Below are 13815 nucleotides of genomic sequence, written 5' to 3'. Positions count from 1 at the left end.
GAAGAAAAAACACGTAATCGAATGACCGAAGACGCACAATTGTTCGACGGTCCAACCAGCGGATCTGAAACCACCCGTTCAGGGACATCACGCCGACGCTTCTTACAGGCCGCGGCCGGTACCGGCGCTGTCGTCGCGAGCGGGGGGCTGATAGGGAATGTCGCAGCCGATTCCCATATGCATACGCTCCCGCCGCTCCGACGGAACGGGAATCTGATGGAGACGCCTGACGGGGACACTGTCGAACTCCACGGCGTCAACATTGCCGATCCCAAGCGGGTCGACGTGACCGCGCCGGTACGTGGGAAAGACGCCACACAGACTATCGATCTCGCGACGGACAGTAGCCAGGGCTGGCACGCCGACGTCGTCCGACTGCCGGTCCAACCGGTCGACATCGGCGAACACGAAGCCGGTGCGGGACCGGAACCGCCAGCCTTCGACGAATCTCAGCTGCAGGACTATCTCGAGAACCATCTCGATCCGGCCGTCCAACAGTGCGCGGCAAACGGGGCGTACGCGATCATCGACTACCACCGGCATCGCGACATTCCGTGGACGGATGACGGGCTCAGCCAGGAAGTGACGATGTTCTGGGACATCGTCGCCCAGCGGTACGGTGAGATGGATCACGTCATCTTCGAAGTGTACAATGAACCCCAGGGCAACCCGAACTACGGCGTCTCTGGCCAGGAGTTAGTGGACTTCTGGGGTGAGTGGAAAGCCACAGCCCAGCCGTGGGTCGACACCGTTCGGGAGTACACAGAGAATCTCGTGCTCGTCGGGTCACCGCGGTGGTCACAGATGACCTTTGGCGCGGTGATCGAGGAGTTCAACGGGGAGAACCTCGGCTATACACTCCACCTCTATCCGGGACACGGACCGACGACACCTGGAGACTACGATGACTTCGTCACGCCGGTCAACAACGGCGGCGGAGACGTTCCCTACGACGACGAGACACCCGCCTGGGAGGTCGCGCCGGTCTTCATGACCGAGTGGGGGTTCGATTACGACGCGGACCCGGCCGCGGGCGGCGGCGTCAACGAGGAAACGGCAGCTGGCGCGGACTGGGCGGAGCACGATCCGGATTTCGGCCACCACGTGACCGAGTGGCTCTCGACGCGCCCGGTGCATTCGACCGCGTGGGTGTTCGACGTGCTCTGGGACCCCAACATGTTCACGCGTGGGTTCGATGTCCCCGACGAAGAAGACTGGTCGCCATACACAGGCGGTTCGATTCCGGAGTACGTCACCGACCGACCCGCCGACTGGGACCTCCAGACCGGCGACGGGTACATGGGCGATACGGTGAAGCAGTTCCTGCGGCGAGATCCCGATAACGACGGCCGGATCGAGGATGTCACCGGCGACGGTGAGACCGACATCAGCGACGTACGGTGGCTCCTGAACAACCGCGATACCGAGGCGGTCCGGACGAACCCACACGCCTATGACTTCAACGATGACGGGGCCGTCGGCGTCGGCGATCTCCTCGCACTATTCAGAGAGCTCTACTGAGAGAGCCATTCTCGGTATTTCCACGTCCACCCCAAAAGCAACGCTCACGCCCAGTCGTGGTTGTCGATGCCCTCGTAGTGCTTCAGACGACTCTCGATCTCCCAGGGTTCCCAGCCACATTCATGATAGCAGATGGAGCGAGTTTGCAGCGTGTCACAGAACCGTTCGCAAAACCACGTGATGGCCATCGATTGACGGTCAATACCGGAAAGAACTGTATTTGAGAACGGTGGTGTTCAGATGGAGATGTGAACCGAGTGAGACTGCTCTGAAAGCCCTCGCCAGTTTCGATCCCGCGCCTCGCTGTCGCCGGAACTCTCCGATTTTCGCAGGCCACCAGGATTCGGCTGATTAGCCCGCAGAAAGTAGCTCTTTCATCGATGCTTGTCTGAACACCGCCTTGAGAACGTCCAGAAGGTTGATATTCCATTACTCGAGTTGTCGGAACATAATGTCCTCCCGTCGGAATGTATTGATCGCAAGTGGGAGTCTCGGTATTTCATCGTTGGCGGGTTGTCTTGATGCGCTTCAAGGCAACCCGTCTGTTCGTGAAGTGAACGTCATCTTTAGAAATTGGAGAAATTCCACGAATGAGTTCCGATTTGCGCTAGAAACGGACAAGAAGTTGTTAGAATGGAGATCTCGCACCCTTGATCCCAAGTCCCACGAAGTGGGGACTATTGACGTACCGACAGATTCGAACCTCGTGGCGTTTCATGGAACGGTCAACGGCCGCGAACGTATCCTTGAGTTTGATAATCTCGACACTTCAAAGGACAAGGTGTGTCTGTATCTTTACTTCGAGTATGGGAACAATCACGGGGATGCGATGATCCTTAGACGAGCTCCGATCAATGACTGCTAGTGAACTACCCTACCCTATTCGCTCACGGCTGGCGCCGTTCGCTCCTTGAGGGGACCTTTATACTTCTACGGCGTTGTCAGACTCCGTCAGACAGCCCGTGAGATGTAATTTCACGAACGCGCTTTGCAGATACGGACGTATCCACAGGAAGCGCAGTCTTCACAGGTGTTAACTAATTTCTTTGGAATTCGTTCGCACACCAGAAATTTCCGATTTCTGGGGAAGCTGTATCTCCACCCTACTTCACTCCCTTCAGTCGCTCAATTGAGGGAAGGGGCTTAGCGCCTGCATTCACCTAAAGACCAGTAACGGTCATTCCACGCATCTACTGAATGTGACTGGAAAACCAATTCTCGGATTCAGGCGGCCGCGCCGACGTACAGTACCGCCACGAGGAATAGCCAGACGGCATCGACGAAGTGCCAGTACATCGAGACAGTGCTGACGGAGGTGTGGCGGTGCTCGGAGTACTGACCGGCCATGCCGCGAACGAAGACGATGCCAAGCAGGATCGCCCCGAGCGTGACGTGTGCGCCGTGGAGGCCGGTCAGCCCGTAGAAGGCGCTCCCGAAGGTCCCGGTCGACAGCGAGAACCCATCAACGACGATGAACTGGTAGTACTCGTAGGCCTGGCCGGCGATGAAGACGATGCCCAGCGCAAGCGTGACGGCGAGCCACTGGAGGAACCGACGGCGGTTGCCCCGCCGGAGCGCGAGGTGAGCGATGTGTAGCGTCACACTGGAAGCAATCAGGATGGCGGTGTTGATGACGACGAGACTCCCCAGCAGGTGAGGGAGGTGATCCGGTGGCCACGCGCCGGCACGAATAAAGAAGTAGTAGACGAACCCGGCACCGAACGTGGCGATCTCCGAGCCGAGAAATAGTAACATACCCAGCCGAAGGGCGCTACTGCCACTCGTGTCGGACCCACGATGCCAGAAGTCCACGACGAAGGCGTGATACAGCCAGCCATACATTCCGACCAGAAACAAGAAGACGCTGGCGACGATCGTCCCCGGACCGACCGAGGATCCGACCAGGGGGTCGTCCCCGCCGGCGAGTAGCCAGAGCGCGGCACCCAGATAGATCCCTGCGGCTCCGATCGCGGTGATAAAGGGCCACCAGCTCGCCTCACCGAACCCGCGTGGCCAGTCCTCCTCGGCGGGCAGGTGATGGCCGTCGCCCGCATCCGAGTCTTCGACAATACTCATGGAACTGACTTCCCCGGCAGCGGGCAAAAAGGCACCTTCGGGGGAGTCTTTTGCCGCCGTCGCCTCACCCGGGCGTCCGGCGGGAAGCCGAGACGGCCCCGACCGCGTTGCCCAAGCCGGAACCTACACGGGCCGGACCCACGAAGGGGCAGCCAATGCCGTCGCTGGGGAGCCGAGAACTCGCGCGTCGACTGGTCGCGATCGTGGCCCTGGGAGTGGCCGGACTGTTCGCTTCAACGGCCGCCGGACACGGCGGAAGCCTCGGGGAGGGCGCGCGCGAGAGCGTCACCGTGCCGACCTGGCTGTTCCTGCTGACCGGCGGGGCCGTCGTTGGCGCGTCGTTCCTGCTGGCGAGTTTCGTCACCGATCGCCGACTTATCGATGATCTTCACGGCTGGCGGGCGACCGTCCCGGTTCCAGGCCGCGACGGTCTCGCGTCGATCGCCCGCGTCGGTGCCGTCCTCGGAGTGGCCGTCGTGGTCACGATCGGCTACGTCGGCCCCCAAAGTGGGCTGAGTAACCTCGCTATCTTGCTCGTCTGGGTCGGATGGTGGGCCGGCTACACCATGAGTGCGTACCTGCTTGGGGAGACGTGGTCGACGGTGAACCCCTGGCGGACGGTCGCCGAGGTGCTCCCTTCACTGGACCGAACGCTCCCGTCGGTCGGTGCCTGGCCGGCCGTCGTCGGGTTGCTCACGCTCATCTGGATCGAAGTTGTCAGCCCGCTCGCCGACGATCCCGCATTGCTGTCGACGGTCGTTGTTGGTTACACCGTCGTTGCCATCGCCGGCGCGGTCGTCTTCGGGCCGGACCGGTGGTTCGACCGCGTCGACCCGATCTCGGCTGTCTTCAAGTACTACGGCCACGTGGCTCCGATCGAAACCATCTCGACGCGCATCAGCGACAACAAGCACGGTGACGCCAGCCTGGCAGTGCGCGCGCCGGGCGTGGGCCTCACGCGCACCGATCTCGTGACGGATTCGAGCGAGGTGGCGTTCGTCGTCGCGTTGCTGTGGTCGACGACCTACGACGGGTTCGTGGCGACGCCAGCCTGGAAGTCCCTGATCAGCCCGCTCATCGAGGTGGGGGTACCGGCCCACCTCATATATCCGGCGGCCCTCGTTGTCGGGTTCGTGGCGTTCCTCGGCGTCTATCGACTCGCCGCCCGGGCCGCGCGTTCGACCGGCGAGACCTACCTCGCGGCCGGCGAACTTGCCAGACGGTTTGCCCCACCGCTGATCGCGATCGCTGCGGGCTACCATCTGGCGCACTATCTCGGATACTTCCTCTCGCTCGCGCCCGTGCTCGCGACGGTCCTCACGTCGCCGCTGTCGCCGCCCGCCGTCGTCCCGGTGTTCTCGCTGCCGGGATGGTTCGGTGCGATCTCGGTCGCGAGCGTGCTGGCCGGCCATCTGCTGGCGATCTGGATCGCCCACGCAGCTGCCTTTGACCTGTTTCCCGGCCGTCTGCAGGCCATCCGGAGCCAGTACCCCTTCACCCTGGTGATGGTCGCCTACACGATGACGAGCCTCTGGATCGTGACCCAGCCGACGATTCAACCACCGTTCCTGTAACCATGACCGAACCACAATCGTTCGACCCCACGACGTACGAGGTTCCCGACGACGCCACGCCGGCGCGCTGTCCAGAGTGCGGCCGCCCGTTCGTCCGCGAGGAACTCCTGCGGTTCCATCGCGGGCAGGCACACGCCGAAGCGCTCGACTCGAACGATATCGATGCGTTTGAGGATGCCTACGACGAGGAATCCGAGCGGCTGCGACTATTTCGACTCAAGGCGCTGATCGCACTGGTGATCCTGTATTTCGGACTGTTGATGGCCTACGCGCTGGTGTAGGCGGAGATTCGACGCGTTAGGAATCCTGCTCGCCGACCGAGAGCCCGGCCACGCTCTCGAAGAACTTCACGACCGCGGCCATGTCTTCCTCGCCGTGGCCCATCCCGCTCGTGGCGCTGAACGTCTCGCGTGCGGCGGCAGTCTGTGGGAGCGGGACGCCCGCGTCGTTGGCCTCCTCGACGGCGTACCGGAGGTCCTTGAACTGGAGGTCGACGGGGAACCGCGGTTCGAAGTCCCCGTCGGCGATGTTCTCGCCTTTGATCGAGTACAGCGGCGAGTCGACGGCCCCTGCCTCGACGACGGTCAACATGTCGTCGTAATCGAGTCCCTGTGACGTGCCGAACGCGAGCGCCTCGGCGAAGGCCCCCATCATGTCCCCCAGCAGGAGGTTGACGAACAGCTTCATGCGTGCGCCGTCGCCGATCGCGCCGCAGTCGACGATCGGGTCGCCGATCGCCGCGAGAATTCCCTCGACGTTGTCGAGCAACTCCTCGGGACCGGCCGCGAGGACGGTGAGCGTCCCTTCCTCGGCCGGCCCGACCGTGCCCGAGACCGGCGCGTCGACGTACTCCCCACCGGCGTCCCGGACTGCCTCGGCCGCGGCTTCGGTGGCGGCCGGCGTGACCGTACTCATCTGGATGACGGTAGTGTCTGTCGTGAGACCGGCGAGCAGCCCGTTTTCGCTTTCGAGGACCGCTTCCAGCGCCTCGTCGTCGGTGACCATCACGACGACGCTGTCGGCACGTTCGGCCACCTCCGCGGGGGAGTCAGCGACTTCTTCCCCACGTTCGGCGAACGGTTCGGTACGGGATCGTGTCCGGTTGTAAACGACCAGCGGGTAGCCAGCGTCGGCGACGTTCTCGGCCATCGGCGCGCCCATCGCGCCGAGCCCGATGAATCCAACTGTTTGCATGGTGGCAGCTAGTTCGGCCGCCATGGACAGAAACGTTGCGAACCGTGGCGAAAACGCTCATGGGTCCGGGGGACCAACGCGAGGATATGACTGACGGATCGTGGACCCAGCGGATCGCCGCCGAACGCATGCAGACCGACCAGGAGTTCGCCGACCGCGTCGCGGCCTCGCCTCTCTCCAGCCAGCAATGGGGCCTGGTCATGACTGCAGTCGAATTCGAGATCGACGGCCCGGAGGATCCCGAGACCGCCGAACTGGTCGTCGACGCGCAGAAACTCACGAGTGTCATGGATGAGATCCGACGCATCGGCGACCGCCAACCCGGTGGGGCGGCGACAGCCGACAACAGCGGCGGCCTGCTCGATAGTGTCAAGGACGTCTTCGGCGGCAGTGAAGCCGACGATCAGCTCCGTGAGACGGCCGAGGATCTGGCCGCGGAGTACGCCACGGCGCTACAGACGCGGCTCGAAGAGCGCGGTCGCTGGGCGGAGGTCTGTGAACTGGCCCGCTCGTGATCAGAGCTCGTCGCCGCCGTGGAACAACGTCAGCACCTGCGTCTCGTGGATGTTGATCAACTCGGTCACGATCTCGTCGTCGGATTCGTCGTCGACCCGAAGACTGTCCAGCCGTTGATCGTTTCGGCTTCGAGTTCGACTGTCGGCATACACCTAAACTTCCGTTGGCAACGAGCTTAAGCGACGTGGCGGCGTGTTCTGACGTGATTAGCAGTGACCGGACCACATCAGGACCAACCACTCGTCACCGCTGGTGCACCGCTGGAAGACGCCGATGCTGCCGCCGTCCTCGTCCACGGCCGCGGCGCGACCGCCCAGAGCATCGTCAGGATGGCCGAGGGGTTCCCCAGCGAGCGCGTGGCGTACCTCGCGCCACAGGCTGCCCGGAATACGTGGTATCCAAACCCCTTCACCGCGCCGGTCGAGTCGAACGAACCCGGCCGATCGTCGGGGCTGGCGGCGATCGACGACGCCGTCGAGGCGGCCATCGACGCCGGCATCGAGCGTGATCGCGTGTTGGTTCTGGGGTTCTCTCAGGGGGCGTGCCTTTCCAGCGAGTACGTCGCGCGCAACCCACAGCGATACGGCGGACTCGCCGTGCTGAGCGGCGGGCTCATCGGCGAAACAGTCGACGTCGAAGACTACGACGGCGACCTCGATGGCACGCCGGTCTTTCTGGGCTGTAGCGATGTCGACCCGCACATCGCTTCCGAGCGGGTCGAGGAGACCGCAGCGGTGTTCGAGCACTTACACGCCGACGTGACGAAGCGTCTCTACGAGGGGATGGGCCACGGTGTCAACGACGACGAACGCGAGTTCGTCAGGGAGATGATCGAAGATCTCCTCACTGACACGAAGTCGTCACGGTAGAAGAGAAAACAGCCGGAGAAGGTCGACTCAGTCCGAGACGGCCTGATCCTGTTGCTCGGTGGCGTCCTCGGTCGTGAGTTCGTAGAGGTTCTGTCGGGCGTCAGCGAAGTAGACATCCTCGGAGACGACATCGACCTCTTCGAGCCGTTCGAGCGCGTATCTGACTGTCCGGGCCGAGAGCATTGATTCCTCGACGATTCCCTTCTGCGTCAGCGGGCCCTTGTATTCGAGGACCTTGAAGACGAGTTTGGCACTCGGCGGGAGGTCTGTGATGTCTTCCTCGTCAGATTCAGCCATTGACCGAACCAACGGTCGCCGTCCGTATAAATATTGAGGAGTTGTCTTTCGTGGCGGCCCCGGAAGAGACCCTGGCCCGTAGGGCTCCCGTTAACTCGAACGAACGGCTTTTTAGCCCCCGTAGCCGATGATGCGGTATGGCTACCGAAACATCACACCGGCTGACCGGCCACGCCAGAAGCGTCACGGTCACCGCCCTCTCGACGATCGGCGGGGTGATCGCCGGCGTCGCCTCCCACATGCTGTTTACCGTCGCGGAGTCACAGTCGGCGCTTGGTCTCGTCATCGCCGCGGCCGTCGCCCAGTTCCCGATCCTGTATGCCGTGGGCATCGACCTCGACGATTTCTCGGCGAAAGACTACCTCTACGTCGGATTTATGACGTTTTCGCTCTGGTTTGTCACCTGGAGTATCCTGCTTACCACGGCCTAACGAAGACTCAGGAGAATTCAATACATGGCAGATGATTCTATCGCGGTCGTCGATCTCGATCGATGTCAGCCCGATCGGTGTAACTACGAATGTGTCAACTTCTGTCCGCCAAACCGGACGGGCAAGGAGTGCATTGTCGAGCGCGAAGACCACTACGACGACGGGGAGCCCTTCGAAGGTGACCCGGACCAGGTCTGGATCAGCGAGGAGATCTGTCTCGGCGAAACCTGTGGGATCTGTGTCGAAAAGTGCCCCTTCGACGCCATTCAGATCATCAATCTTCCTCAGGAACTCAACGACGACCCGGTCCATCGCTACGGCGACAACGCCTTCTCGCTGTACGGCCTGCCGGCCCCCGGCGAGGGGCGCGTAACCGGCATCCTCGGGCCCAACGGGATCGGGAAGACCACAGCCGTTCACATCCTCGCGGACGAACTCACGCCGAACCTTGGGGACAGCGCCACGAGCGGCGACTGGGAGTCCGTCCTCGATGAGTATCGCGGTACCGCACTCCAGGACTACCTCGAATCGCTGCTGGATGGTGACGTGACGGTTGCCCGCAAGCCCCAGTACGTCGACGAGATCCCCGACCAGTTCGACGGGACGACGCGCGCACTGCTGGAAGGCACGGACGAGCGCGGCGTCCTCGACGAATTGATCGAGCGCGTCGGCATCGAACCGGTCGTCGACCAGGACATCGACACGCTCTCGGGCGGGGAACTCCAGCGGGTTGCGCTCGTGGCCGCCCTCGCGCGTGACGCGGACTTTTACTTCCTCGACGAGGTCTCGCCGTATCTGGACATCGGCCAGCGGATGACCGCGGCGCGACTCATCCAGGAGATGGCCGAGGAGGAGGACCGCTCGATGCTTGTCGTCGAACACGACCTGGCGATCCTTGACTTGCTTGCGGACGTGATCCACGTCGGGTACGGTGAACCCGGCGCGTTCGGTGTCATCACGGATCCCAAGTCCGTCAAGAACGGCATCAACGAGTATCTCTCGGGATACCTCGAAAACGAGAACATGCGGATCCGCCAGAACGCCATCGAGTTCGAGGAACACGCCCCGCGGACGGTCTCGACGGGTGACGTCGTGATCGAGTACCCGGCGCTGGAGAAGAGTTACGGCGAGGGTGAGTTCTCGCTTTCTGTCGAGGCAGGGCAGATCCGCGAGAGCGAGGTCCTCGGCGTCGTCGGCCCCAACGGGATCGGGAAGTCCACGTTCGCGAAGCTACTGGCCGACCGGCTCGAACCCGACGCGGGCGAACTCGACGCGAGCGTCGACATCTCCTATAAGCCACAGTACGTCGAGGTCGATCAGCCGATGCGCGTCGACGCGTTCCTCGGTTCGATCGCCGACGATTTCGGCACTTCCTACTGGAACACCGAGATCGCTCAGCCCCTCCAGCTCGAGCGGATCATGGAGCAGCAACTCACGGACCTCTCGGGTGGCGAACGCCAGCGCGTCGCCATCGCGGCGTGTCTCTCCCGGGAGGCCGACCTCTATCTGCTGGACGAACCCAGCGCCCACCTCGACGTCGAACAGCGAGTGCTCGCAACGTCGGCCATCCGGCGGTACGCCGAGAACCACGACGCGACGGCGATGGTCATCGACCACGACATCTACATGATCGACCTGCTGGCCGACCGCCTGCTCGTCTTCGACGGTGAACCCGCCGTCGCCGGCCACGCCAGCACCCCCCAGTCGATGCGGTCGGGCATGAACGACTTCCTGAGCAACCTCGACATCACCTTCCGCCGCGACGAACGCACGGGCCGCCCCCGGATCAACAAGCCCGAGAGTCGGCTGGACCGCGAGCAGAAGAACGCGGGCGAGTACTACTACGCGCCCGAATAACGCCGGTCGAGTGGGTGGAAACCTCCTGCGGATTGGGCTCACAACCAATGTAGCCAGTATATTTTCAGAACAGACATAGGTAATTTTATATGATTGTGTCAATAGATCCGTATCATGGCGCAATTGACACTGGGGCAGAAGTTGGTCGCAGTCGTTCTCACGCTAGGGTTGAACGGAGTCATGTTCCTGTTCGGCGGGATACTGGGATTCTTTCTGTTGATCCCCTCGATCCTACTCCTGGGGACGATCCTGTTTCGGTTCTAAGATGGTTGGTCGTCGATCCGTCCGTCGATATGTTGCGATGCCGTTTGTCCGCGGGGTCGTCCCATACGCTGGGGTCGCGACAGTCCTGTACGGCTGTTTCGCCGTGCTTGGCGTGGCTGTGGGCTATAAGAACGCAACGACGTCACCGCTCCCGGTGCGGACGGTTCCGGACGGCGGGTTCGAGGCGATCCAGCTCTCGGCGTTCGATCTGTTCGTTCACAACAGTATCGTCTGCCTGCAGTTGATCGGGGGCGTTTTGACGATCGGAGTCGCGACGGTGTTGATTCTCCTGCTCAACGGGCTTGCACTCGGGTCCGTGCTGGGGGAAGCGTCGACGGTACTCGGTCCAGGCGTCACCGCCGCCCTGATCGTGCCACACGGGCTCTTTGAAATCCCTGCGCTGTTGCTGGCCACGGCCCTCGGATTTCGCTGGACGCACGTCCTCTGGAAAGTCGCCTCAGGCAAGAATCGGCAGATTCCGATCCCGCGTCACCTGCTGCACACCGTGGGGTGGATGATTCTCATCGGCGCGTTACTCGCTGTCGCCGCTGTCATCGAAGCCGATCTCACCCTGCAGATCGCCCGGGTAGTGTCCTGACAGACACGGAAGTCGATTGGGACCGAAGCGAAACCGGTAATCCGCCAGCTTTGATACATTACGCCATGTTCGATTACCACGTCCATACGACCTACTCCGACGGCTCCTTTCTTCCCCAGATGATCGATGCCGCCGAGCGGGCCGGCCTCGATGGCGTCGGCTTTGCCGACCATTGCAATGTTTTCGACGCCGATCAGTCCTACCGCGAGACCATGGGGTTCAATCTCGACCTCACCTACGAGCGCCGGCGACGGGCAATCGACCGGGCGCGGGACGGGACCGACCTCCGGCTGTTCGACGCCGTCGAGATGGACTACCACGCCGATCGGGAGGCCACGATCGAATCCTTCCTCGAAGACGCCGACTTCGAATACGCCATCGGGAGCGTCCACGCGATCGAGGGGGTAAACGTCCACAACGAACCGTACTTCGCCGACCTGCCAGAGGCGGACCGTGAGGCTGCCGTCGAGACGTACGTCGAGCACCTGCTCTCGCTGATCGACTCGGAACTGTTCGAGATCGCCGCTCACGTCGATCTGGTCGAGCGAAACGAGGCGCTTCGTGGCTTGCTGACCGAGGATCACTACCGGCGGATCGCCGAGGCGTTCGCCGATTCTCGGACTGTACCCGAGATCAACGCCGGCCGCGTGCTCGACGCCTACGGCGAGTTCCATCCGAGCGAACCCTTCGCGAAGACGCTGCTTGACGCTGGCGTGTCGTTTACGATCGGTTCGGACGCCCACGCGCCGGACTCGCTGATCGACTGCAGCGACGAACTCCGCGAGGTCCGTGAGGAGTGGAACCTGCCGATCGTCGAGTGTCCCCCGTAAGGACTCGCCGAAAAACACACCCGATCGATCGTGGCAAACCCCGGATAGAACCGTGTGACTATTTACAGGCGAGTGTGTCAGTGAACCCAATATGACGAGTGTTGTGCTCCTGGCGCTGGCGGCGAGCCTGCCGATCGTGGTTGCGTTCGTCCTGCTGGCCGGGTTACGGTGGTCGGCGGCACGATCGATGGCAGTCGGCTGGGTGATCGCGGCAGCGCTTGGATTTTTCGTGTGGGGCATGGAAGGGACGTGGTTGGCAGCCGCCGCGTTGAAGGGTGTCCTCGAGGCGGTCGACATCATCCTGATCGTCTTCGGCGCGATCTTGCTGATGAACTATCTGGAGGTCGGCGGGGCGATCAGCACGATCCGGTGGTTCTTCCGGCGCGTCGAGAACGATCGACGGGTCCAGTTGCTGTTGATCGGACTGGGCTTTGAGACCATCATCGAAGGCGTCGCCGGCTTCGGGACGCCCGGGGCGCTGGCCGCGCCGCTGTTCATCGGCCTGGGGTTCCCGCCGCTCGCGGCGGCTGTCTTCGGCCTGTTTTTCAACGCGCCGAATCCACAGTTCGGTGCGGCGGGGACGCCGATCAACGCCGGCGTCGAAACCCTATCGTCGACGCTCTCGGGAACCATCGGGGTCGCGGAGTTCAAGTCGATCGTCTCGGCCTGGACCGGCGTCATGACGGGACTGACGTTCGTCTTCTGGGGACTACTGGGCGTCTTCCTGCTGATCTACTGGTTCGGGGACGAGGAGGAGCGGTCTTTGGGCGGCGCAGCGCGCTCGAGTGCCCCGATGGTTCCGTTCGCGCTGGTTCTCGGCGTCATCACCGGGCTGGTCCAGTGGGCCGTCGCCTGGTTCATCGGCTACTCGCTGCCCGACATCGCCGCCGGGTTCGTGGTCATCGGTCTGGGTATCGTCATGGCACAGTACGACGTTCTGGTCCCCGAGAAGACCTGGACGTTCCCCGACCGCAGTCGGTGGTCGGACACCTGGCTTGGCGGGCTGAGTCTCGATTCGATCAGCGACGACGAACCGACCAAGGACATGCCGGTCTGGCTGGCCTGGACGCCGTATCTGCTGGTCGCCGGGTTCCTCCTGGTGACTCGATGGCCCGGCCTCGGGATCGAGAGTCAGTTGCAGGCGGTGACCTTCGAGATCGGCAACTTGCTGGGGACCGAGCTCGGATGGGACATCGAGTACCTGTACCTGCCGGGCACGATGCCGTTCATGCCGATCGCGATCGGCACGGGACTGCTCTATCGACTCGACGTTTCGGGGACCGTCGAAGCCTGGCGAGAGTCGGTCCGACAGGTCGCACCGGCGGCACTCACCCTCGTCATCGTCGTCTCGCTCACACAGGTGATGCAGGAGTCGGCAACCAATCCCGAGAACATCGCGGGCATGATGCAGGTGCTCTCGGAAGTGCTGGCAACGGCTGCCGGCGGCGCGTTGCCGATGATCGTGCCCTGGATCGGCGCACTGGGGACGTTCGTGACTGGTTCGAACACGGTCTCTGACATCCTGTTCAACGCCTTGCAGTACAACGCCGCGGAGAACGTCGGCCTCTCGCGGGGCATGATCGTCGCGATCCAGAACGTCGGCGGCGGCGTCGGCAACATGATCTCGGTCCAGAACATCGCGGCGGTCTGTGGCGTCGTCGGCATTGCCGGCCGGGAGGGTGACATCCTTCGGAAGGTCGCCGTCCCGACGGTCATCTTCGCGCTGTTCGTGGGGACTATTGGCACGCTTCTGGTCTACATCGTCGGGCCGGGCGTGTTCTGAGGACG

At 62.7% G+C, this 13815-nt stretch carries 16 protein-coding genes; 11 read left to right on the top strand and 5 right to left on the bottom strand.

What is annotated here, in order from left to right; translation table 11 throughout:
* The first annotated feature begins 177 nt into the window (after positions 1 to 177).
* Positions 178 to 1521 (top strand): cellulase family glycosylhydrolase, encoded by a 1344-nt coding sequence (locus tag HBNXHr_RS06355; protein ID WP_275740514.1) that lies wholly within the window; start codon positions 178 to 180, stop codon positions 1519 to 1521.
* Positions 1522 to 1565: 44 nt separating this feature from the next.
* Here the strand turns inward: HBNXHr_RS06355 and HBNXHr_RS06350 are convergent, their stop codons facing one another.
* Entirely contained in the window at positions 1566 to 1709 is a 144-nt protein-coding gene (locus HBNXHr_RS06350) for a hypothetical protein (protein WP_275883584.1), read from the bottom strand.
* Between the two features lie 1036 nt (positions 1710 to 2745).
* Positions 2746 to 3597 carry a heme-copper oxidase subunit III gene (locus HBNXHr_RS06345; RefSeq protein ID WP_275740510.1) on the bottom strand — a complete coding sequence of 284 codons (852 nt, stop codon included), beginning with the start codon at positions 3595 to 3597 and terminating at the stop codon, positions 2746 to 2748.
* A gap of 155 nt (positions 3598 to 3752) precedes the next feature.
* On the opposite strand from HBNXHr_RS06345, the gene HBNXHr_RS06340 reads away from it, so the two are divergent.
* Together HBNXHr_RS06340 and HBNXHr_RS06335 are read left to right on the top strand one after the other, a co-directional pair.
* Positions 3753 to 5171: a hypothetical protein gene (locus HBNXHr_RS06340; RefSeq protein ID WP_275883583.1), complete on the top strand. Its 1419-nt coding sequence runs from the start codon at positions 3753 to 3755 to the stop codon at positions 5169 to 5171.
* Between the two features lie 2 nt (positions 5172 to 5173).
* Positions 5174 to 5452 carry a C2H2-type zinc finger protein gene (locus HBNXHr_RS06335; protein ID WP_275740506.1) on the top strand — a complete coding sequence of 93 codons (279 nt, stop codon included), beginning with the start codon at positions 5174 to 5176 and terminating at the stop codon, positions 5450 to 5452.
* 16 nt (positions 5453 to 5468) lie between these two features.
* Here HBNXHr_RS06335 and HBNXHr_RS06330 read toward each other — a convergent pair whose 3' ends face one another.
* Complete coding sequence (locus HBNXHr_RS06330; protein ID WP_275883582.1) at positions 5469 to 6389, bottom strand: NAD(P)-dependent oxidoreductase; 921 nt, start codon at positions 6387 to 6389, stop codon at positions 5469 to 5471.
* 62 nt (positions 6390 to 6451) lie between these two features.
* Between HBNXHr_RS06330 and HBNXHr_RS06325 the strand changes: the two genes are divergently transcribed.
* A complete protein-coding gene (locus tag HBNXHr_RS06325) occupies positions 6452 to 6880 on the top strand; it encodes a DUF5799 family protein (protein WP_275740503.1) in 429 nt (142 codons plus the stop codon).
* On the opposite strand, the gene HBNXHr_RS06320 is transcribed toward HBNXHr_RS06325, so the two are convergent.
* Complete coding sequence (locus HBNXHr_RS06320; protein WP_275883733.1) at positions 6881 to 7033, bottom strand: hypothetical protein; 153 nt, start codon at positions 7031 to 7033, stop codon at positions 6881 to 6883.
* Positions 7034 to 7093: 60 nt separating this feature from the next.
* Between HBNXHr_RS06320 and HBNXHr_RS06315 the strand changes: the two genes are divergently transcribed.
* The gene (locus HBNXHr_RS06315; RefSeq protein WP_275883581.1) at positions 7094 to 7750 is read left to right on the top strand and encodes a dienelactone hydrolase family protein; all 657 of its coding nucleotides are present in this window, start codon (positions 7094 to 7096) and stop codon (positions 7748 to 7750) included.
* Between the two features lie 27 nt (positions 7751 to 7777).
* On the opposite strand, the gene HBNXHr_RS06310 is transcribed toward HBNXHr_RS06315, so the two are convergent.
* On the bottom strand, positions 7778 to 8047 hold the full coding sequence (locus HBNXHr_RS06310) for a helix-turn-helix domain-containing protein (RefSeq protein WP_275740499.1): 270 nt from the start codon (positions 8045 to 8047) through the stop codon (positions 7778 to 7780).
* A 137-nt stretch (positions 8048 to 8184) separates the two neighbouring features.
* Here HBNXHr_RS06310 and HBNXHr_RS06305 point away from each other — a divergent pair, with 137 nt between their 5' ends.
* The 6 genes from HBNXHr_RS06305 to HBNXHr_RS06280 all read left to right on the top strand — a co-directional run bounded on the left by HBNXHr_RS06305 (position 8185) and on the right by HBNXHr_RS06280 (position 13810).
* The gene (locus HBNXHr_RS06305) at positions 8185 to 8478 is read left to right on the top strand and encodes a hypothetical protein (RefSeq protein ID WP_275883580.1); all 294 of its coding nucleotides are present in this window, start codon (positions 8185 to 8187) and stop codon (positions 8476 to 8478) included.
* Between the two features lie 24 nt (positions 8479 to 8502).
* A complete protein-coding gene (locus HBNXHr_RS06300; RefSeq protein WP_275883579.1) occupies positions 8503 to 10335 on the top strand; it encodes a ribosome biogenesis/translation initiation ATPase RLI in 1833 nt (610 codons plus the stop codon).
* A 114-nt stretch (positions 10336 to 10449) separates the two neighbouring features.
* Positions 10450 to 10599, top strand: a complete 150-nt coding sequence (locus HBNXHr_RS06295) for a hypothetical protein (RefSeq protein WP_275740492.1) — start codon at positions 10450 to 10452, stop codon at positions 10597 to 10599.
* A gap of 37 nt (positions 10600 to 10636) precedes the next feature.
* Positions 10637 to 11197: a stage II sporulation protein M gene (locus HBNXHr_RS06290; protein ID WP_275740490.1), complete on the top strand. Its 561-nt coding sequence runs from the start codon at positions 10637 to 10639 to the stop codon at positions 11195 to 11197.
* Positions 11198 to 11262: 65 nt separating this feature from the next.
* A complete protein-coding gene (locus HBNXHr_RS06285) occupies positions 11263 to 12027 on the top strand; it encodes a PHP domain-containing protein (RefSeq protein WP_275883578.1) in 765 nt (254 codons plus the stop codon).
* Between the two features lie 91 nt (positions 12028 to 12118).
* Entirely contained in the window at positions 12119 to 13810 is a 1692-nt protein-coding gene (locus tag HBNXHr_RS06280; RefSeq protein WP_275740486.1) for an L-lactate permease, read from the top strand.
* Positions 13811 to 13815: the final 5 nt, after the last annotated feature.

The organism is Halorhabdus sp. BNX81, from assembly GCF_029229925.1.
GTDB lineage: Archaea > Halobacteriota > Halobacteria > Halobacteriales > Haloarculaceae > Halorhabdus.
The sequence above is the reverse complement of the archived record's forward strand: the minus strand, read 5'-3'. Positions and strand labels throughout refer to the sequence as shown.

Excerpts from the sequence above, each read along its gene's own strand:
- HBNXHr_RS06305 (WP_275883580.1), top strand. The coding sequence starts at position 8,185 with ATGGCTACCGAAACATCACACCGGCTGACCGGCCACGCCAGAAGCGTC.
- HBNXHr_RS06310 (WP_275740499.1), bottom strand. The coding sequence starts at position 8,047 with ATGGCTGAATCTGACGAGGAAGACATCACAGACCTCCCGCCGAGTGCC.
- HBNXHr_RS06335 (WP_275740506.1), top strand. The coding sequence starts at position 5,174 with ATGACCGAACCACAATCGTTCGACCCCACGACGTACGAGGTTCCCGAC.
- HBNXHr_RS06290 (WP_275740490.1), top strand. The coding sequence starts at position 10,637 with ATGCCGTTTGTCCGCGGGGTCGTCCCATACGCTGGGGTCGCGACAGTC.
- HBNXHr_RS06295 (WP_275740492.1), top strand. The coding sequence starts at position 10,450 with ATGGCGCAATTGACACTGGGGCAGAAGTTGGTCGCAGTCGTTCTCACG.
- HBNXHr_RS06350 (WP_275883584.1), bottom strand. The coding sequence starts at position 1,709 with ATGGCCATCACGTGGTTTTGCGAACGGTTCTGTGACACGCTGCAAACT.
- HBNXHr_RS06345 (WP_275740510.1), bottom strand. The coding sequence starts at position 3,597 with ATGAGTATTGTCGAAGACTCGGATGCGGGCGACGGCCATCACCTGCCC.
- HBNXHr_RS06340 (WP_275883583.1), top strand. The coding sequence starts at position 3,753 with ATGCCGTCGCTGGGGAGCCGAGAACTCGCGCGTCGACTGGTCGCGATC.
- HBNXHr_RS06300 (WP_275883579.1), top strand. The coding sequence starts at position 8,503 with ATGGCAGATGATTCTATCGCGGTCGTCGATCTCGATCGATGTCAGCCC.
- HBNXHr_RS06330 (WP_275883582.1), bottom strand. The coding sequence starts at position 6,389 with ATGGCGGCCGAACTAGCTGCCACCATGCAAACAGTTGGATTCATCGGG.
- HBNXHr_RS06280 (WP_275740486.1), top strand. The coding sequence starts at position 12,119 with ATGACGAGTGTTGTGCTCCTGGCGCTGGCGGCGAGCCTGCCGATCGTG.
- HBNXHr_RS06355 (WP_275740514.1), top strand. The coding sequence starts at position 178 with ATGCATACGCTCCCGCCGCTCCGACGGAACGGGAATCTGATGGAGACG.
- HBNXHr_RS06285 (WP_275883578.1), top strand. The coding sequence starts at position 11,263 with ATGTTCGATTACCACGTCCATACGACCTACTCCGACGGCTCCTTTCTT.
- HBNXHr_RS06325 (WP_275740503.1), top strand. The coding sequence starts at position 6,452 with ATGACTGACGGATCGTGGACCCAGCGGATCGCCGCCGAACGCATGCAG.